This is a genomic window from Buttiauxella selenatireducens (assembly GCF_031432975.1).
Lineage (GTDB): Bacteria > Pseudomonadota > Gammaproteobacteria > Enterobacterales > Enterobacteriaceae > Buttiauxella > Buttiauxella selenatireducens.
On record NZ_CP133838.1, the window covers coordinates 2,860,245 to 2,881,067 of the forward strand.

General features: G+C 53.1%; 15 protein-coding genes and 1 pseudogene. 5 read left to right on the plus strand and 11 right to left on the minus strand.

The window, feature by feature from the left end:
* Positions 1-278: 278 nt before the first annotated feature.
* Positions 279-2,063 carry a nitrate/nitrite two-component system sensor histidine kinase NarX gene (gene narX, locus RHD99_RS13120; protein ID WP_183271672.1) on the plus strand — a complete coding sequence of 595 codons (1,785 nt, stop codon included), beginning with the start codon at positions 279-281 and terminating at the stop codon, positions 2,061-2,063.
* A complete protein-coding gene (narL, locus tag RHD99_RS13125) occupies positions 2,056-2,706 on the plus strand; it encodes a two-component system response regulator NarL (protein ID WP_183271673.1) in 651 nt (216 codons plus the stop codon). The genes narX and narL overlap by 8 nt, the downstream gene beginning before the upstream one ends.
* Before the next feature lie 36 nt (positions 2,707-2,742).
* Here narL and RHD99_RS13130 read toward each other — a convergent pair whose 3' ends face one another.
* The 7 genes and pseudogenes from RHD99_RS13130 to RHD99_RS13160 form a co-directional block, all read right to left on the minus strand.
* Positions 2,743-4,143, minus strand: coding sequence for a YchO/YchP family invasin (locus tag RHD99_RS13130; RefSeq protein ID WP_309874338.1), 1,401 nt, complete (start codon positions 4,141-4,143; stop codon positions 2,743-2,745).
* Between the two features lie 75 nt (positions 4,144-4,218).
* A pseudogene (locus RHD99_RS13135) lies at positions 4,219-6,818 on the minus strand (nitrate reductase).
* Entirely contained in the window at positions 6,815-10,888 is a 4,074-nt protein-coding gene (gene nirB / locus RHD99_RS13140) for a nitrite reductase large subunit NirB (RefSeq protein WP_309874340.1), read from the minus strand. Before nirB ends, RHD99_RS13135 begins: the two are co-directional and overlap by 4 nt.
* Before the next feature lie 10 nt (positions 10,889-10,898).
* Positions 10,899-11,687 carry an ABC transporter ATP-binding protein gene (locus tag RHD99_RS13145; RefSeq protein WP_309874342.1) on the minus strand — a complete coding sequence of 263 codons (789 nt, stop codon included), beginning with the start codon at positions 11,685-11,687 and terminating at the stop codon, positions 10,899-10,901.
* Positions 11,688-11,697: 10 nt separating this feature from the next.
* Positions 11,698-12,579, minus strand: coding sequence for a nitrate ABC transporter permease (ntrB, locus tag RHD99_RS13150; protein WP_309874344.1), 882 nt, complete (start codon positions 12,577-12,579; stop codon positions 11,698-11,700).
* A 1-nt stretch (position 12,580) separates the two neighbouring features.
* A complete protein-coding gene (locus RHD99_RS13155; RefSeq protein ID WP_309874346.1) occupies positions 12,581-13,840 on the minus strand; it encodes a CmpA/NrtA family ABC transporter substrate-binding protein in 1,260 nt (419 codons plus the stop codon).
* A 239-nt stretch (positions 13,841-14,079) separates the two neighbouring features.
* Positions 14,080-15,276, minus strand: coding sequence for a nitrate- and nitrite sensing domain-containing protein (locus RHD99_RS13160; RefSeq protein ID WP_374708488.1), 1,197 nt, complete (start codon positions 15,274-15,276; stop codon positions 14,080-14,082).
* A gap of 100 nt (positions 15,277-15,376) precedes the next feature.
* Here RHD99_RS13160 and RHD99_RS13165 point away from each other — a divergent pair, with 100 nt between their 5' ends.
* Positions 15,377-15,730: a DsrE/DsrF/TusD sulfur relay family protein gene (locus RHD99_RS13165; protein ID WP_309874349.1), complete on the plus strand. Its 354-nt coding sequence runs from the start codon at positions 15,377-15,379 to the stop codon at positions 15,728-15,730.
* Between the two features lie 235 nt (positions 15,731-15,965).
* Positions 15,966-16,211: a DUF1883 domain-containing protein gene (locus tag RHD99_RS13170; protein WP_183271682.1), complete on the plus strand. Its 246-nt coding sequence runs from the start codon at positions 15,966-15,968 to the stop codon at positions 16,209-16,211.
* Positions 16,212-16,253: 42 nt separating this feature from the next.
* On the opposite strand, the gene RHD99_RS13175 is transcribed toward RHD99_RS13170, so the two are convergent.
* On the minus strand, positions 16,254-16,946 hold the full coding sequence (locus tag RHD99_RS13175; protein WP_183271683.1) for a gamma-glutamylcyclotransferase: 693 nt from the start codon (positions 16,944-16,946) through the stop codon (positions 16,254-16,256).
* Between the two features lie 562 nt (positions 16,947-17,508).
* On the opposite strand from RHD99_RS13175, the gene chaA reads away from it, so the two are divergent.
* On the plus strand, positions 17,509-18,612 hold the full coding sequence (chaA, locus tag RHD99_RS13180) for a sodium-potassium/proton antiporter ChaA (protein ID WP_309874351.1): 1,104 nt from the start codon (positions 17,509-17,511) through the stop codon (positions 18,610-18,612).
* A gap of 65 nt (positions 18,613-18,677) precedes the next feature.
* On the opposite strand, the gene kdsA is transcribed toward chaA, so the two are convergent.
* The 3 genes from kdsA to sirB2 all read right to left on the minus strand — a co-directional run bounded on the left by kdsA (position 18,678) and on the right by sirB2 (position 20,822).
* The gene (gene kdsA / locus RHD99_RS13185; RefSeq protein ID WP_183271685.1) at positions 18,678-19,532 is read right to left on the minus strand and encodes a 3-deoxy-8-phosphooctulonate synthase; all 855 of its coding nucleotides are present in this window, start codon (positions 19,530-19,532) and stop codon (positions 18,678-18,680) included.
* Positions 19,533-19,619: 87 nt separating this feature from the next.
* Complete coding sequence (gene sirB1 / locus RHD99_RS13190; protein ID WP_183271686.1) at positions 19,620-20,429, minus strand: invasion regulator SirB1; 810 nt, start codon at positions 20,427-20,429, stop codon at positions 19,620-19,622.
* A gap of 3 nt (positions 20,430-20,432) precedes the next feature.
* On the minus strand, positions 20,433-20,822 hold the full coding sequence (gene sirB2 / locus RHD99_RS13195; RefSeq protein WP_183271687.1) for an invasion regulator SirB2: 390 nt from the start codon (positions 20,820-20,822) through the stop codon (positions 20,433-20,435).
* Position 20,823: the final 1 nt, after the last annotated feature.

Below are 20,823 nucleotides of genomic sequence, written 5' to 3' on the forward strand. Positions count from 1 at the left end.
TGCCGCCACATTAGGTGCTAATTGGGAATAAAAATTGATGTGAATCAAGGGATAAACCATCTGAATCACGCCTAAAAATTGACCATCATTCTTTGTGGGTAATGATAAATCATGAAAATAGTGTGGTTTTTCACATGGCTGAACCGCAGTGTTAATCCCCTTACACCACGAGATGCTACCTATGGCTATTTGTGGGTAATCCTTAATGGGTATGGGTATACTCCAGGGGATGTCTGAGAATACGCGCATTCTTTATCCGCCCCGGAGCTCACCTTACGATGCTAAAACGCCTGCTATCCCCACTCACCTTGTTTAACCAACTGGCATTGATTGTGCTGCTGTTGGCGCTGCTGGGTGTCGCGGGAATGAGTCTTGCGGGTTGGTTGGCACAAGGTATTCAGGGCAACGCGCACGCAATCAATAAAGCCGGGTCGATGCGCATGCAAAGCTATCGTCTGTTGGCCGCCATTCCGCTCACCGAGAAAGACAATGCTCTGCTTGATGAGATGGAAAAAACCACCTGGAGCGATGACTTAAAAGAAGCGGCAGAACAGGACGGGCAACAAGATAAATTAGCCGCGCTGCAACATTACTGGCGCGAGGCGTTAGAGCCTGCCCTGCGTCGTGCCACAAATGCCGAACAGGTTAAACCGCACGTAGCGGGTTTCGTCGGGCGCATTGATCAACTGGTCACGACGTTTGACCACACAACCGAACTGCGCCTGCAGCGGATTATCCAGTTGCAACTGGGTATGGCCGCGTTAATGGGGTTGTTGATCATTTTCACGGTCATCTGGTTACGCAAACGCCTGCTGCGTCCGTGGCGAAAGTTACTGACCATGGCGCAAGCCATTGGGCAGCGTGACTTCACCCATCGCGTCAATGTGCGGGGTCGAAATGAGATGGCGACGCTGGGTGTGGCGTTAAACAGTATGTCGGAAGAACTCGCGGAAAGTTACGCAAGCCTTGAGCAGCGTGTGCGTGAGAAAACCGCTGGGCTTGAACAAAAAAATCAGATGTTGTCATTTCTCTATCAGGCTAATCGCCGTTTGCACTCTCAGGCTCCGCTGTGTCAGCGCCTGTCTCCGGTCCTGAGCGATCTACAGCATTTGACGCCGCTGCGTAATCTCGAACTACGGGTCTACGAGTATGAAGACGAAGAGAATTACGAAGAATATACCTACCAGCCCGACAGCAGCTGTGAAGCCAGCGGTTGTCATCTTTGCCCGCGTGAACCCAGCCCTGAGCCTTGCGAAACGACACCGCAAAAATGGCGATTAACCGATAACCATATTCAATACGGTCTGGTGCTGGCGCAGTTACCGCTTGGCAGCAGCCTGACGCACGACCAACAGCAATTAGTGTTGACGCTGATGGAGCAATTGACGGCTACTCTCGCGCTGGAGCGCCAGTACGAACGCCAACAGCAACTGGTGGTCATGGAGGAGCGATCCGCTATTGCGCGCGAATTACACGACTCCATCGCCCAGTCGCTCTCCTGCCTGAAGATGCAGGTCAGCTGTTTGCAAATGCAGGGGGCTACGCTGCCCCCTGAAATGCAGACATTACTCGGCCAGATGCGTAGCGAACTGAATACTTCATGGCGTCAGTTGCGCGAATTGTTGACCACTTTCCGTCTGCAATTGACCGAACCTGGATTGCGTCCGGCGCTCGAAGAGAGTTGTCGCGAATTTAGTGAAAAACTCGGCTTCCCGGTGGTCCTCGATTATCAAGTGCCGCCGCGTCTGGTGCCCTCACATCAGGCGATTCATCTGGTACAAATCGCCCGTGAAGCATTGAATAACTGCCTGAAACACGCCAGCGCCACAGCATGTGGGGTAAGCGTGATACACCGCGAGAATCAAATGACCTTAACCATATGGGATAACGGTTGTGGTATCCCCGACAACGGTGAACGCCGCAATCACTACGGACTGATTATTATGCGAGACCGCGCACAGAGCCTAAAAGGTGACTGCCAGGTGCTTGCCCGCCCAGGTGGCGGTACTCAAGTCGTCGTGAGTTTTATCCCCGAAATAGCCACAGGAGCCCATCATGAGTAACCCGGAAGCCTCGACCATTTTGCTAATCGACGATCATCCGATGCTGCGTACTGGCGTTAAACAATTGATCAGTATGGCGCCGGAACTGGCCGTTGTGGGCGAAGCGGGCAATGGCGCGCAAGGCGTACTGCTGGCGGAGGAACTCGACCCTGATCTGATCTTGCTGGATTTGAATATGCCTGGCATGAACGGTCTGGAAACGCTGGATTGCCTGCGCGAAAAACCGCTTTCTGGCCGCATCGTGGTCTTTAGCGTCTCAAACCATGAAGAAGATGTGGTCACCGCGCTGAAGAGAGGGGCTGATGGTTATTTGTTGAAAGACATGGAACCGGAAGATTTACTCAAAGCGTTGCAACAAGCCGCTGCGGGGGAGATGGTGCTTAGCGAAGCGCTAACGCCAGTGCTGGCCGCAAGTTTACGCGCCAACCGCGCCACATCTGACCGCGATGTGAATCTTCTGACGCCGCGTGAGCGCGACATTCTCAAGCTGATCGCCCAGGGTTTGCCGAACAAAATGATCGCTCGTCGTCTCGACATCACGGAAAGCACAGTGAAAGTTCACGTTAAGCATCTGCTTAAAAAGATGAAGCTCAAATCCCGCGTAGAAGCGGCCGTTTGGGTGCATCAGGATCGTATTTTCTGATTGCTTGTGTCATGGAAAGAACGGTGGATTCCGCGACTATTCGGGTAATAACTCGTAACGTGGATCGTTGAGCGGATCCACCCGCAGCGGTTCCGCCATTTTCAACGTAATCCAGTTAGACGTGACTTTCTGGCCTTTATCATCCTCGATAACCACAGACAGACGATACTCGTGTGGCCCCTGCTCGCTCCATGCAGGCATAATCATGCTCCAGCCGTTGGTATCACGATTATCGGCAGGTGGTGTCAAACTCAGATCCTGGGTGTCGCCCTGCCAGATGATGCTTCGAATCCCGTGGCTGGCACGGATTTGCAACTTGAGTGCCACCGTTTCACCAGGCTGTAATTCCCAGGGTGGCGTGGCCAAAAAGACCGACAATGTTTTACGTTGGCGATATTCCAGCACCGGCAGCGAATCGCGCTCCACGCTGTCATACCGACTGCCGCGCAGCGAACTGGTGGTCGCCACTTCAGCGGCAGAAAGCTGTTTACTCACCGGCACGCCAAAACGATAGTTTACTTTCAGCCCAAGGTTATCCTGCGACACGCCGCTCTCACCCTGCTTATGCTGGGCTGTGAGCGTGACGAGAGGGATCGGCGTGTAGTTCAATCCCATCGTCACCGCCACCGGGTTGCGATAACCGGTGCCGCTATCAAACAGATCAACACTGTCACCAAAATACTTCTCGAAGCTCAGGCTGGTATTGATGTGCCGATAAAAAGGTAGCCAGGCTTGCGCGGTCACGTCATAACCCCGTGCAAGGCGCTGCTCCAGCGTTTCGCTATCGCCTTCTTGCCAACTGTTGAGCGGCTGATAGAAATTTGCCGAAAGACGTAAATATTCACCCCATGCTTCAGCGCCTAACCCTGCGCGTTGCAAATGGGTGGAGAGCTGATTGTCATAAAAAGCGTTGTAGCCCAACAACCATTGCCCGGCAACCCAACGCTGCCCTGCGCCAAGGTTACCCATCATGCCCTCATCCTGCTGGGCAAAACCTATCTGGCTCCAGGTCAGGTAACGATTGTTATCTTCCCACGGACTAAAAAGCGAGGCGTTGCTGCCGTTCCAGTTACCGTGTTCATCGACTCGCAAATTTATGCTGGCTTTACCCCAGGGCGACAATAACGATTCGGCTTCGTTGGTCACTTTGTCCGTTAATACATCCCGCAGCCTGGCAAAAGCGAACATCCGCGCTTGTTCACCCGAATCCAGCCCGTCATCCAACATGCTGGCTTCACCGAATTTCTTTGCCATCGCGGCGATTTCCCGCGCCGCGGCATCGCTTTCAGGCGCAAGGCCCATATCGGGCAACTGTTCAGTGGTTTGGTCAAAAGGGTTTTCGGCTTGCTCGATAAAGGTCTGCCGGGTGCTGGCAGCCCCTCCCGCGCTGAGGAGTGCATATGAAAGGGTAAACAACGGAACCGCTTTTCTAAACATCTGGAAATTATAACATCTTAACCCTGCAAATCACGCCAAAAGGGGTAAACACAGATTACTCCTGAAATACTTTCGTCATGCGTCGAGAGTTTTAGCGAGCAGCGTTTTCAGTTCAGGGACACACGAACCACATTGGGTTCCACAGCGCAGTTTCTCGCCGAGCATAGTCACCGAATGGCAGCCCGACGCGATGGCGTGCGTAATAGATTTCTCCCCTACGCTAAAACAGGTGCACACGGTGCGACCGGCATCCACGAGGGTTCCCGCCGCTTTTCCCCCAGCAAAAGATGGCGCCCCTGTGGCGTTTGCGGCGCTGTTTCAAATCCCGCAACTACCGAAGCAGTGTGAATATCTGGCCACGTTTTCGCGCTGTAAAACGCCAGTTGCAGCTCACCTGCATGCCAGGCGAGCACGTTATAAAACTCACTATTTCCCTGCGCATACTGCAACTGCCAGCCTCTCGCAGCACTCAGCGTTTCAATCCACGATTCAGGCGGCGTGTCTGCGGCACACAGAAAATGGTGTATGCCAGCAGAAGCCTGGCGCCACCACTGAATATCCTCGGTAAACGCTATCTGATTGCGGGCAAATATTTCTCCCCGCCATGACGGCTGCCAGTGTTGAATACGCACCGCCGTCTGCTTGCTTTCCGGCTGCCCGGAATGAGGACAGCACACGCTCGCTACCAGGCTATTAATCTGCCCTTTGCGGGCAAACTGTTGACTCCAGTGCATGGGAATAAACACATTGCCTGGCACCAGGCTGTCACTCTCCTGCACTCGCGCTACCATTCCCCCCAGCCGCGAAACAACTCTCACCAATCCATTATTTGTGACACCGTAACGTTTAGCATCGAGTGGATGAATATCCAATAGCGGCATATTGATATGCTGCATTAAACGCGGAACGAGACCCGTACGCGTCATGGTATGCCACTGATCGCGGATCCGTCCGCTGTTGAGGATCAGCGGATAGTGAGCATCAGCAATAGCCTGCGGTAATTCCGGTTCGATGGGCACCATCTGGAATTTGCCATCTGGTCGCCAGCTTTTAAAGGACTGATGACACTGTGTGGAGACCGGCCAACGTACCGGCTCCAGCGCGTCATACTGTTCACGGCTCAGGTTTGCCAGCCCGCTGATATCAAAAGCGCGAGATCCATTATTTTCAAAACCGGAAAGTGCCGCATGCTCGCTGAAAATGTCGTGTGGATGTCGCCAGTTAAAGGCATCCTGATAGCCCAGACGTTGCGCGATTTGCGCCAGTATCCACCAGTCTGCCCGTGCCTCGCCCGCTGCGGGCATAAACGCACGCTGGCGTGAAATCCGGCGTTCAGAATTGGTGACAGTGCCGTTCTTCTCACCCCATGCCAGCGCCGGGAATCTGACCGAAGCGTAACGCGACGTGTCCGTTTCACGCACCACGTCAGAAACGATCACCAGCGGGCAGTTCGCCAGCGCCCGTTCTACACGCGACGCATCGGGCAGCGAAACCACTGGGTTAGTGCCCATTATCCATACCGCTTTAACTTCGCCGCGCCCGATGGCAGCAAACAGTTCCACCGCCATCAGCCCCGGCGTTTGGGCAATGCGTTCACTCCCCCAGAAACGCGCTAGCCTGGCAATATCTGCAGCATCAAAATTCATATGGCTGGCCAGTTGATTAGCCAGGCCACCCACTTCGCGCCCACCCATTGCATTTGGCTGTCCGGTCAGCGAAAACGGGCCGCAGCCAGGCCGTCCAAGTTTGCCACTCGCCAGATGGACGTTGATTATCGCGTTGCATTTGTCGCTACCGCTCGAGGATTGATTAATTCCCATGGTGTAGAGCGTCATGGCGCGGTCGCACTGACTGAACCATTGCCACAACGTCTGCACATCCTCCTGATTGAGCTGACAAAAGTCGGCGGTTTTTGCCAGATCCCAGCTTTCAGCAAGACCCAGCGCCGCGCTTTGCCCATCAAACTGTCCGGCAACAAGGCGTTGCTGTTGATGCAGGTCATTCAGCAGGCCGACAAACAGTGCGGCATCGCTGCCAGGTCGCAGCGCCAGGTGCAAATCTGCGATGTCGCAGGTCGCGGTTCGGCGCGGATCGATGACGACAATTTTCATCGTCGGACGCTGTTGCCTGGCTTGCACCAGGCGTTGATAAAGTACCGGATGCGCCCAGGCTGCATTAGAACCGGTCAATATCACCAGGTCGGTTTGTTCCAGGTCTTCATAACTACACGGAACGTAATCTGCGCCAAATGCACGTTTGTAGCCCACCACTGCCGAAGACATACACAACCGTGAATTGGTGTCGATATTGGCCGCGCCGATGAATCCCTTCATCAGTTTATTCGCAACGTAATAGTCTTCGGTCAGCAGTTGACCGGAAGCATAAAATGCCACCGCTTTCGGGCCGAACTCTTCAATAATGGCATTGAGTCGTCGCGCCGTTTCATCCAGTGCAGCACTCCATTCCACGCGTTCGCCGTTAACTTCGGGATAAAGCAAACGCCCTTCCTGCCCCAGCGTTTCGCCAAGCGCCGCGCCCTTCACGCACAATCGCCCAAAATTTGCGGGATGCTGTTTATCGCCGCTTATGACGAAGGTTCCGGCTGCTGTTTGCTCAGCTTCAATGCCACACCCAACCCCGCAATAAGGGCACGTGGAACGCACCGCGCGTTTCATGATGCCACCGCACGCATAATCAGCGCCTGATTCCCCACCCACACCGTGCCCTGTTCGACTTTTACCGGCCACGCACGCACGGCCCGTTCACCGTCTGGCGTGCATCCATCGCGCAAGCGAATTCGGTGTTTATACAGTGGGGAAATCACAATCGGCTCGCCGCTGGCGTCACCCACGATCCCGCGTGATAGCACGTTGGCATCGCTACCCGGCTCGAGATTATCGAGGGCGTAAATAGTCTCACCTATGCGGAACAGCGCGATTTGATGCTCGCCCAGGCGTGCGCCAATTCCGGCCTGCGCAGGGATCGCGTTAATATCACATACCGCCTGCCACGGTTTTACCGGAAGCAGTGCTTGCGGATGTGTCACCTCATTGACGGGCTGTCGTTGCTGGCGCAGATTCTGACGCTGTACCGCTTCGTCAGGTTTATCGCTGTTAACGTAGGAGAGAAACAGTGCCAGTCTGTCCGGGCTGTTGAGCGTGGTTTGCCACTCGCACTGGTACGTTTCCACCACGTTACTCATCTCTTTTTCCAGCTCGTCGGTAAGGCCTAAACTGTCGTGCAAAATGACCTCTCGCAGATAGTCAATGCCACCTTCGAGGTTATCCATCCAGGTACTGGTGCGCTGTAAACGGTCGGCGGTGCGGATGTAAAACATCAGCAAGCAGTCGATGGTGCGAATCAGAGTTTCACGATCCAAATCGCTGGCAAACAAATCCGCATGCCGCGGTTTCATGCCACCGTTACCGCAAACATAGAGATTCCAGCCTTTGTCGGTGGCAATCACCCCGATGTCCTTACTTTGTGCTTCGGCGCATTCACGGGTACAGCCAGAAACCGCCATTTTGATTTTGTGCGGTGAGCGCAGCCCCTTGTAACGGTTTTCCAGCTCAATCGCGAGGCCGGTCGAGTCCTGTACGCCGTATCGACACCACGTCGAACCCACGCACGATTTCACCGTGCGTAACGATTTTCCGTAGGCATGACCGGTTTCAAATCCCGCCGCGACCAATTCTGACCAAATCGCTGGCAGCTCTTCCAGGCGTGCGCCAAATAAGTCTATGCGCTGGCCGCCGGTAATTTTGCTGTATAACTGATAACGCTTTGCCACCTGGCCGATAGCAATCAGCCCGTCCGGTGTAATTTCCCCCGCAGGAACGCGCGGAACAATAGAGTAAGTACCGTCTTTCTGGATGTTGGCAAAATAACGGTCATTAGTGTCCTGTAGCGGCAAATGTGCCGGTTTTAACAGGTATTCATTCCAGCATGATGCCAGCACAGAGGCCGCCAGCGGTTTGCAGATTTCGCAACCATGACCGTGACCGTAGCGGCTAATCAGCTGTTCAAAACTGCGGATGTGATTGACGCGAACCAGGTGATAAATCTCTTGTCGTGAGTATGGGAAGTGCTCGCAGATGTCCTTTTTCACCTCCACACCCTGCAGGTGTAACTGGTACTCCAGCACCTGTTTCACCAGCACCGAACAACCTCCGCAGCCCGTCGCCGCTTTGGTGCAGGATTTAATCGCCCCCATGTCACCTGCTCCCATGTTCACTGCGGAACAAATATCCGCCTTGCTGACGTTGTGGCACGAGCAAATCTGCGCCGTGTCGGGCAACGCCGCCACACCTAAACCCTTCGGCGTACTACCCGCCGATGTAGGCAAAATCAGGCTTTCGGGTTGGGCGGGCAAAGGCATGGCGTTGAGCATCATTTGCAGCAGTTGCGCATATTCACTACTGTCGCCCACCAACACACCTCCCAGCAGAGTTTTGTTGTCGCCAGAAACCACGATCTTTTTGTAGATTTGCTGCGGGCCGTTGGTCCACTGGTAACTCTGGCTGCCAGGTGTGCGCCCATGAGCATCACCAAATGAGGCCACTTCAATACCCAGCAGCTTCAGTTTGGTGCTCATATCCGCACCGTGAAACCCGGACTCTTGCCCTGCAAGGGTCGCCGCCGTGACGCGTGCCATCTGGTAACCGGGTGCGACGAGGCCAAAGATTTTCCCTTCCCACAACGCACACTCACCGATGGCGTAAATCGCGCTGTCGCTGGTCTGGCAGTGGTCATTGATAACTATCCCGCCACGCTCGCCAACGGCCAAATTTCCGCTTTTCGCCAATTCATCTTGCGGGCGAATACCGGCGGAAAAGACGATTAAGTCGGTGCTCAGCGTTTCGCCATCGGAGAAATTGAGTTGCAGGCCATTCTCAACCTCAGTAATCGCCGTGGTGGATTTGCTGGTATGCACCTGAACACCGATATCACTTATTTTCTCACGCAACATCGCGGCACCCGCGTTATCGAGCTGTACCGCCATTAAGTTCGGGGCAAACTCCACCACATGCGTTTCCAGGCCAAGCTGTTTGAGGGCGTTTGCGGCTTCCAGCCCCAGCAAACCGCCGCCAATCACCACGCCACGCGTGGCGTGACGCGCTCGTTCCGCAATTGCATCAAGATCGTCGAGCGTGCGATAGACAAAACAGGCCGGAAGCGTGTGGCCTGGTACGGGTGGGACAAAGGGATACGATCCGGTCGCCAGTACCAGTTTATCCCAGAAAATTTCATGCCCCTGGTCATCGCGCACCAGGCGTTGCTTACGGTCAATATCCACGACTTTGCTTTGACAACGCAGTTCAATGCCGTTTTCGTTAAAGAAATCCCCCTGAACCATCGACAGCGATTGCGCACTGCGTCCAGCAAAATATTCCGAAAGATGGACACGATCGTAGGCCGGATGGCGCTCTTCACCGAACACCACAATGTGAAAGCGCAGATGGAGTTGTTGCGCCACACACTGCTCCAGAAAGTGATGGCCGACCATGCCGTGGCCAATGACTACCAGCGTTTGTTTTGTCATGTCGTCATTTCCGGCAGCCAGCGGCTGCTCATCTGAGAGGAATTCATCAAACAGCACGGCAGGCGTAATCGGCGCTGCGCTGCATAAAATGTCGGCCAGGGCATTGGCGGGCGTGATATCCCCCAGCAATAAAGCACCCACTAATTTGCCGCTGCGCAAATGCAGGCAACGATAGTGTTTCGCCAGGGGATCAAATGCGGTGAGTATCTGGGTATCCGGTGCTGCGTTGATGTCGCCTGCCGAAAACAGCGGAATGCCACTGACTTTCAGGCGCGTGCCACGATCCTGATAGCAGAAATCATGAGTGGCTTCAGCGCACAGACGAGCGGCTAATACATCAGCCTGTTGCAGGCACGGAGCCACCAGCCCCCACGTCTGCCCGTCTATTTCGCAGCATTCCCCTATTGCGCTGATGTGCGGAGTGTCACTACGCAGTTGGGCATCAACGGTAATACCGCGCTGGCAGGCGATTCCCGCTCGCAAGGCCAGCGAAATATTCGGTTTTACGCCGGTTGCGATAATCACCCGCCCGGCAGGTAATACCTCACCGTGGCTCAACACCACGCTATCTGTATTGATGCGCTCAATGCCGCAATTGAGCTGGCAGACAATGCCGCGCTCTGCGAGATGTTGCTCAAGCAGGACGCCGGCATCCTGATTAAGCTGAATGTCCATCAACCACGGCTGGCGGTGAACCAGCGTCACGGGGATGTCACGCATGCAAAGTGCGGCAGCCGCTTCAACACCCAGCAATCCGCCACCCAGCACCACGGCATCTCCTTCGCCTTGCAAAATAGCGTCGACGTCTGCCAGTGTGCGAAAACCGTGGACATGCGGCAGCGTATGCCCCTCAATCGGCGGGATATAGGGCAGCGATCCGGTTGCGAAGACCAGTTCGTCATAATTAATGGAGCGCTTTGCCGATCGCACCGTCTGTTGTTGGGTGTCCACGTCCAGCACGGCTTCGCCCGTTAATAACTCAATACCGTGGGAAACATACCAGGCAGCATCGTGCAGTTGCATGACACTGGCGGGTTTCTCACCCGCCAGTACCGGAGAGAGCTGAATGCGGTTGTAGCTGAGCCCGGGTTCTTCGCCAAATACTGTAATAGCAAAACGCCCCGAGGCCCGCGCCACAACCTGCTCGACCAGACGAATGGCGGCCATGCCATTACCGATAACAATCAGACGTTGCGGTTTCATAAGCGGCTCCTCAGGCAGCCTTCGGCTGTTTTTCGTAGAGAAAACGCAGCACCTGCTGGCGCAAATGGTGATAGCGACGGTCTTCCGCCAGTTCCACGCGGTTGCGCGGGCGTGGTAAATCCACCAGCAATGTTTCGCCCACCGTTGCCGCAGGGCCGTTGGTCATCATCAACACGCGATCTGAGAGCAGCACCGCTTCATCCACGTCATGGGTGATCAGCACAATAGTGGTGCGCAGCTCTTGCTGAATGTGCATCACCGCATCTTGCAAATGGGCGCGAGTTAGCGCGTCGAGCGCGCCGAAGGGTTCATCCATCAGCAACACTTTTGGTTTCATCGCCAGTGCGCGAGCAATACCTACCCGCTGCTTCATGCCGCCTGAAATTTCACCTGGGCGTTTATCAATGGCGTGACCCATTTGCACCCGCTCAAGGTTGTGAATGATCCATTCACGCCGTTCGGCGCGACTCATGGTGCGGCGAAAAACCTGGTCTACCGCCAGCGCGACATTGTCAAAACAGGTCATCCATGGCAGCAGTGAATGGTTTTGAAACACCACCGCGCGTTCAGGACCGGGACCGGCAATTTCACGGTTGTCGCAAAGCAGCCCCCCTTCTGACGGCAACGTTATCCCGGCAATCAAGTTGAGCAGCGTGGATTTACCGCATCCGGAATGGCCAATCAGGCTGATGGTTTCCCCTTCGGCGATATCAAAACTGACATTGCTCAGTGCAATAAACTCACCGCTTGCGGTAGAAAAATGTTGGCTGACATTTTGAACCTGAATAATTTTCTTCATGTTTTTCCCCTTATTTTTCCCAGCTAAAGCGACGCGCTAACAGCATTAAGCCTTGTTCGAGCAACAGCCCAACCACCCCGATAATCACAATGGCAATAAGGATGTTTTCGACGTTGAGGTTGTTCCACTCATTCCAGATCCAAAAGCCAATCCCCAACCCGCCAGTCAGCATTTCTGCGGCAACAATCACCAGCCAGGCGATGCCGATAGATAAACGCACGCCGGTTAATACCGCAGGGAGAACCGCCGGAAATAAAATGCGCCGCATGACCGTCCATTCGGAAAGCTTCAGCACACGCGCCACGTTGAGATAGTCGTCCGGGATGCGCTTCACCCCTTCGGCGGTATTGATAACCATCGGCCAGATGGAACAGATGAAAATGGTCCAGCTCGACGCAGGTTCGGCCTTCTGGAAGAGCAGTAAACCAATTGGCAGCCAGGCCAGCGGGCTGACCGGGCGCAATAGCGCGATAATCGGGTTAAACATGCGGGCGAGGAAGGTAAAGCGGCCAATCAGGAAACCCGCCGGAATACCCACGATGGCGGCAAGACCGAACCCTATAGCCACACGCTGAAGTGAAGCCAGGATGTTCCAGCCGATGCCCTGGTCGTTTGGTCCGGCGTTATAGAACGGGTCGGAGAACAAGACGATTGCCGAATCCAGGGTGCTGAGCGGCGTCGGGATGCCTTTGCCGTTGAGCGCGGCGAGTTGCCATGCCAACACCAACAAACCCATACCGAAAACGGCGGGGATCAGGCGTTGAAACAGACTCAAACTTAGCTGGCGCCATCGTGGTTTGCGGCGACGAACGACGACCGGTGGCAGTGAGATCACTTCACCCACAGGGGCGCTAAGTTCCGGCACTGACGGTTTTTGTGCTGGCGTGTTCATATCATTCCCCTTCGCGTTTAATGGCAAAACTTGCGGCGTAAGCGGCAGGATGGCCGCCGTTCCAGGTGCTTCCATCCATCAACGTGCTGGTGCGCATCGGGCTTGAAGGTAGTGAAACGTTACCCACGGCTGCTGCGGCTTGCTGATAGATGTCGATACGGTTAATGCGTTTGGCAACGGCGAGATAATCCGGGTCGTGGTCCAGCAATCCCCAACGACGATGCTGGGTCAGGAACCACATGCCGTCGGATAACCACGGGAAAGTCACTTCGCCATCACGGAAAAACTGCATTGCGTGGTTGTCCTGCCAGGTTTTCCCCATCCCGTTGTCGTATTGCCCGAGCATGCGCCCGGTGAGGTATTCAGCTTTGGTGTTGAGATAAGCTCGTCCTGCGAGCACGTTGGCGGTTTCGCGGCGATTGTCGTCACTGGCATCAATCCAGCGCGATGCATCAAGAATTGCGGCGACCAACGCCCGTGCAGTATTAGGGTTTTGCTCCACCCACTCGCGACGTGTACCGAGGATTTTTTCCGGATGATCCGGCCAAATTGATTGAGACGTGGCAGCAGTAAATCCGATGCCGTTACTGATGGCTCGCTGATTCCATGGCTCACCCACGCAGAACCCCTGCATATTGCCGATACGCATGTTCATCACCATTTGCGGGGGTGGGACCACCACCGTGCGCACATCGGTGAACGGGTTAATTCCCGCCTGAGCCAGCCAGAAATAGAGCCACATCGCGTGCGTGCCGGTCGGAAAGGTATGCGCGAAGGTAAAACTGCCTGGTGCCTGGCTTATCACCTTTTTTTTCAGGCTTTCCCCGTCGGTGACTCCCTGCTTTGCCAGCTCCATGGAGAGCGAGATCGCCTGACCGTTGTTGTTGAGCGTCATCAGGTTAGCCATCGCCTGCTGTTTACCTGCAATGCCCAACTCAAGGCCGTAGACCAGGCCGTATAAAACATGGGCCGCATCGAGCTCACCAGACACCATTTTGTCGCGTACCGCCGCCCAGCTCGCTTCTTTGCTTGGAACAATCGAAATACCGTATTTTTTATCGAAGCCTTTGACCGACGCCATAACCACCGAGGCGCAGTCGGTCAGCGGAATAAAACCCACTTTTACGGTGTTTTGCTCAGGGGCATCACTGCCTGCCGCCCAGGCAGAATCCATCATGCCGGGGAGCAAAACTGCGCTACCTAAAGCGGCACCCGCCTGTAGAAAACGACGACGCGAGAGGACCAGAGGTTTGTTGCTCATCGGCTTCATCCTGATAAAAAGATAAAAAAAAACGCCCAACAATGTGGGTAAGCACATTGAAGGACGCCTTTGTCCAACCTGGAAGGCACCGCCATTGGCGCCATTCAGGTAAAAATAGTTTTCATATAAGCAATGCAACTCGCGTGCCAGTTTAGATAGCCCAATATCAGGGACTTTGTCAGTCAAAGTGGGTCGTGAGCGCACCACAAAAATGCATTAAATGCCCACGCTTTGTGCAGCTACTCCTTAGTGGGTAACTGCCAGATTTCCGCTACCGATACCATCGCAATGGCGACATCTACCATGCGTTTATTCTGGTTCATTGCCATTTTGCGCAGAACCTGCCAGGCCTGTTCTTCGCTGTGCCCCTGATGACGAATCAATAGCGCTTTGGCTTTATCGATGATTTTACGTTCCTCGATGGTGGCCTGTAGCGACGCCAACTGTTGCGCCATCATTTCGAGTTGTTGGGCTTGTTGGCGTACCAGCGGTAATAAATGGCGATCGAGATAGCGCTCGTTTTTCATCCCGTCATTGCCTGCAACCCAATGAGCGATGTCGTCTTCATTCAACGGGGTTTGCTGTAAACCCTGCCCCAGCGCCCGCTGAGCCTGAGCCATCACCCCATCAATCAGTGCATCTTCCACCGCTTTCAAAGCATCAATTCTGGCGCTTAACAACGCAAACCAACGTAAGGCGCGCGGCGAGTCGTCACCCTCACTCTTCAGTCGCGTGCAGGCCATCCGTCGCAACTGTTCTGTTTCCCGGCAAGGCTCGCTACAAGCCCTGAATTGCACCCGCAACGGCTCGTCAACCATGCTACAAAACGTATCAAAACAGTGTTGCTGGCTGTCGATACGGTCGACCAGTTGCTGACGCAGCACGTCGGTGAACTCCCCTAACGTGAAGCCCAGCGCACCTATCGCCCGCTCTTGCCCGGCCAACTCTTTACCCTGCATAAAACTAAACAGTGCGGCCAGGCTTCGCACCACGCCGGCATCATCCACCACGTTACTGACTTCCGGAACAATGCTCAGCAGATGGCGCAGCGTGATGTTGAATTGCTCCATCGCCTGCAAAGGCTGAATGTGTTGCTCCGCAATTGCTGCCCGAAGCGGCGGTAAACGCTCGAGGTAATGAAGCGCACAGGCGAGGCTCACCAGGATAGCGCTGCCCGGCAGGTCATTCGGGTCGGCAATCGCCTGTTTGAAAAGCGCTAATTCATGGTCGACTTCTTCAATGCAACGTGAGCGTTCAGCCGAAAAAAGTTGGCCTGACGAACACAACCAGATGTTGGAAGCCCCTCGCTCACGCTGTAGCATATGCGCGAGCCTGGCTATCCGTCCGGTGAGTTGCCCGATGTGTAAAATGTCCTGCAACTGTTCACGCCCACGAGTGCGAGCCGCCATTAAAAAGTCATGGGCGGTAGGATTCACGGTGACGGTAGCCTTCATAAAACGCTCCTGAACGGCAAGTCGTGCTTCTGATACATCCATATAAGCAAAAGTCGTGCCGCCAGGTGCCAGGGAGAAAGACATGCAAAAGATTGTGATTATTGCTAACGGGGCTGCATACGGCAGCGAATCTCTGTTCAACAGCCTGCGACTGGCAATCGCACTGTGCGACCAGCAACCACAGCCGGAAGTGAAATTGTTTCTCATGTCTGATGCGGTGACCGCCGGTTTGCGCGGCCAGAAACCCGCTGAAGGCTACAACATCCAGCAGATGCTTGAGATTTTAACGGCGCAAAATGTGTCAGTGAAATTATGCAAAACGTGTACTGACGGGCGCGGTATCTCGGCGCTGCCGCTGGTAGAAGGTGTAGAAATTGGCACGTTGGTGGAATTAGCCGAGTGGACGCTAAGCGCTGATAAAGTATTAACGTTCTGATACCAAATTTTATGACGACCTGACGTTAATTTTCCGCATAAAAATTCATCAGCTGAAAGGTATCAGGCGCATCTACACTAAAGTTTAATCGTTACGGCATTTTTTGATCAAAGTCAGCATTCGTCACATCGGGGTCTGGTGTTATGCATAAAGTGTGATTTGTGAACACCGTCACTGATTGCGAGAAATGCGGCGGCAAAGACGCCTAACTTTGATGTCATAGCGGAGTATAAAAATGCCAGTAGTGAAAGCCAGTCTGCACCTTTTTGGCGGCGATACCGTGGTGGTTCGCTGTTCAAACAATTGCCATATTCATTTGATGAGTGAGACGCGTTCTGCGGGCAAACCGCAGGCCGATATTCTTAGCGTGGAAGATAAGCAGTCTGCTTATTTGACGGTGCCATACAGCGGGACGTGGAAAGTGCTGATTGATAGCCATAGCCAGTCGCTTGAGCATTCAATCAGTTATGTCGCTGCATAAACGCTCGATTCCGGCCCTCAGCATGAAGGCCGGAATACTCTTTCAGGCAAATCCCGGTTGTAACCCTTCATCATCGTTTGGCTGTAGCCAGGCCCTGACTTTATTCACCAACTCATCAAGACAATCATCATGCATTCCGCGCTTCATGAGTTCTTGTTCCAGCGAAAACAGATACTGCGCGTTAGTGCCTAATGGACCGCTGGCGGCGGCAATTAATGGGGCAATCACCTCAGCTCGGGTATCGGCTTCGTAAAGCGGATGACGAGGGTCCATGATAAACACCAGCGCATTGACCACCCGGCCATCATCCAGCTCAAGTTTGCACCAGGTGGGTAAATAACAGCCGGTGATCATTTCTCGCTTCCAGACCAGCGTCAGTTCGTCTACAAGAATCTCTTCGGGTAGACGATACGCAAGACCGGTGGTGCGCCCGCCCTCTTTCAGTGCCAGCATGCGTCCTGGCTGGCAAGCGGTGCCGCGCCCCGCTGTCAAACGTAAACAAAATGCACGATGCCAGCCAACGAGCGTTCCTGCGGCTGAATCTTCATATTCGAATGCCGGGTTCCACATCAGGGAACCGTAGCCAAAAATCCATACGGGACTGCTATCGGGACGACAGGCGAGCGTTGCGGCAAGTGAAGCCGAGCGCTGCTCAGGGGTCCACAACAACGATTCCTCAATGGAACCAAAAGCTGTCTTACAATCCGCTTTCATTAAGAAATCACGTGTTAACACGATACACCTCCGCCACTGCAAACTTCCGTGTGATTACGTCAGATGCGCCTTCCGGGCTTTATATTGACTGCTCAATAACCTCAATAATTCGAGATGCAACTCGAAATATGCCGGTTATTTATAGAGCAGCATAACTGTGAACATATGCAATTAACGGGACGCTGGCAAGTTTGATGACAGTCACAAAAAAACAAAAATGTCATATTAACTTGCCATACTGAGGAGTCCTGCGCCGTTTGAATATCAATATCAATGCATTATGTAAGGTTAATTTTTTTCGTGTGCTACTTATACGTGTTATACCCAAAATTGAAGATGTGTAGGCGTCATTGATGAGGTGAAAATCATCTATTATTTATTTACTTAAAATGCATCTTCATGTTTTGCATTGCTTAATATCAGTAAACATAGGTTTTTAATCATCAGAAATACTATTGCTATTGAAGCGGTAAAACTGAGTAAATTTCCGCAGAAAACGTTGATTATTTGTTATGTTAACGGGGTTTTATTGCACGACTATAATAAATAAATGACTTAGCAACTCTGGATATGGAGAAGTACTTTGACCAAAACACAACATGAGGCGGTGAAAACCCGTCATAAGGAGAGTTCCCTCATTTTCCCGGTTTTAGCGCTGGCTGTATTGGCGATTTGGGGAGGGAGCCAGTCTTTGCCAGCGGTTGTTGGGATAAATATTCTGGCCCTGGTGGGCATTTTAAGTAGCGCCTTTAGCGTGGTTCGTCATGCTGACGTACTCGCGCACCGTTTGGGTGAACCCTACGGTTCTCTGATTCTGAGTCTTTCCGTCGTTATTCTTGAAGTCAGCTTAATTTCCGCATTGATGGCAACGGGTGATGCTGCGCCGACGCTGATGCGTGACACACTCTATTCCATCATTATGATTGTGACGGGTGGCCTGGTCGGCTTCTCATTGCTGCTCGGTGGCAATAAATTTGCCACGCAATATATGAATCTGTTTGGTATCAAACAGTATTTAATTGCCCTTTTCCCACTAGCGGTGATTGTGCTGGTGTTACCTACCGCGCTGCCCGCAGGCAACTTTAGCACCGGCCAGGCGTTAATGGCGGCCGCGATTTCCGCAGCAATGTATGGTGTATTCTTGTTAATTCAAACCAAGACGCACCAAAGTCTGTTCGTTTACGAGCATGAAGATGAGTCTGACGACGACGATCCGCATCATGGCAAACCGTCTGCACACAGCAGCACCTGGCATGCCATCTGGCTTATTGTTCACCTGATTGCGGTCATTGCGGTCACCAAAATGAACGCGGTGCCACTGGAGTCACTGCTAAGCACGTTGAATGCTCCTGCGCAGTTCACCGGTTTCCTGATCGCGTTATTGATCCTCTCGCCTGAAGGTCTTGGCGCATTGAAAGCGGTATTGAGTAATCAGGTTCAGCGTGCCATGAATCTGTTCTTCGGTTCGGTACTGGCAACCATTTCATTGACGGTCCCGGCGGTTACGCTTATCGCGATGTTGACAGGCAACGACCTGACCTTTGGCTTAGGGATGCCGGAGTTAGTGGTGATGCTGACTTCGTTAGTGTTGTGCCAGATTTCGTTTTCAACCGGGCGTACCAATGTGCTTAACGGCACCGCGCACCTGGCGCTGTTTGCCGCTTATTTGATGACGATTTTTGCCTGACAAATCTATGAGACAAAAAAAAGCCCTTATCGTGAGATAAGGGCTTTTTTGTTTTTATCTGCTGATTACTTACTGGTATCAAGCGGTTCGAAGTTCTTGACCAGGTCGTCAATCGCTTTGATTTGCTTGAGGAACGGTTCAAGTTTCGCCAGCGGCAGTGCTGATGGGCCATCACAACGTGCGTTGTCTGGATCCGGGTGCGCTTCGATAAACAGACCCGCCAGGCCAGTCGCCATACCTGCACGCGCCAGTTCTGTTACCTGCGCACGACGACCGCCAGATGCAGAACCAAACGGGTCACGGCATTGCAGGGCATGGGTCACATCAAAGATTACCGGTGAGCCATTAGAAACTTGTTTCATTACGCTAAAGCCCAGCATGTCGACAACCAGGTTGTCATAACCGAAGTTTGCACCACGGTCACACAGGATAATCTGGTCGTTGCCACCTTCGTGGAACTTATCAACGATGTTACCCATTTGGCCCGGGCTTACGAACTGTGGTTTTTTGACGTTGATAACCGCGCCGGTTTTCGCCATCGCTTCTACCAGGTCAGTCTGGCGTGCAAGGAATGCAGGCAGCTGGATAACGTCAACCACATCGGCAACAGGTTGTGCCTGGCTTGCTTCATGAACATCAGTGATGATTTTCACGCCGAAGGTTTGCTTCAGTTCCTGGAAAATCTTCATCCCTTCTTCGAGACCAGGGCCACGATAGGAGTTGATGGATGAACGGTTGGCTTTATCGAAGGATGCTTTGAATACGTACGGGATGCCCAGTTTCTGGGTCACAGTGACGTAATGCTCACAAATACGCATCGCCAGGTCGCGTGATTCCAGCACGTTCATACCGCCAAACAGAACAAACGGTAGGTCGTTTGCGACGTTGATATCACCAATACTAACCACTTTTTGTTTCATATTTTCGCCTTGTCAGGAGAGCCCGTCATACTTCAAGCTGCAGGCGTGTTGGCTGCAACTCGAATGATTCAGGGCTAAATTTTAGTCTTAATGCAAAGTTATCTGCTTTTGCGAAATCGAGTTGATTTGCGCTTTGATCATTTCGCTAATCGGGTCTTCCGGGCACTGCTCAACAAAATAGCTGAGGTCGGTGAGTGCCACATGTTCACAATCGAGTTGAGCATAAATCAAACCGCGATCGCGGATTTCATACGGATCTTCCGGATTGAACTGGAGCAACGCTTCGCTGGTACGCAGTGCCAGCTCCATTTGACGTTCTTCCATCAGCGCGGATTTCAGGGTGTCGAGTAGTTTACGCACTACTTCCGCGTTATCTGCTTCATCTAAATCTTCATCGAACAGTTCAGCTGTTGGCCCGACATTACCTTTCAACCACACTTCCAGCGTGTGCTCGTTGAGCGTATCGCCGTTAAAAGGATTGATAAGCCACATTTCGCCGTCCATCCAGTCGCCGCGTAAAATCAGCTGGGTCGGGAAAATGACCGGATTTAACGGAATATCGAGACGCTCGGCAATCCACAAAAGAATGGCCCCCAGCGACACCGCACTCCCCTGACGTTTGTTCAGCACACTATCGAGCCACAATGCGTCGGATAAACGGTAAACGCCACTGGCGTCTTTGAAACCCCAACTGCCGTAAAACAGTTCGACTAATTTTTCGAGTTGCACATCCTGGTGAAGACCTTCGCAGATCTCTTCACGCGCCAGGCTCGCCAGGCTTTCCAGTTGTGCACGTACTTCTTCTGCCGGGAAATCATCACGGATCAACTGCGAGACTAAAATCATGCCCTCGCACAACGGCGCCTGATTGAATTCGAAATCGGCTAACGACCTCATGACTTACCCCAATAATGGTATTTTTGTGGTGGCGAGTTTAATGATGATGTAAAGCACCACCAGGGCCAGCAGAAAGGCAAACAGCCGAATCTGCTGACTGCGCGGGCGTTTGCCCAGCACGATAAACCCTAAAACGATATAGATAATAACGCCAAATAGCTTCTCAGTCAGCCATGCACCTTGCGGTGTGAAGGGATAGAAATGCGTAATCATCACCAGCGCAGCACCACTGACCAGCAATACCGTGTCATTCACATGCGGCACAATGCGTACCCAGCGCTTGTTCGACATGGCTGAATCGCGGTATTGCCACCAGTAGCGTAAAACGAACAAACTGATGGAAATGAAGACCGTCAGTATATGCAAATGCTTGAGCGCGAAGTAAGTTGCCATT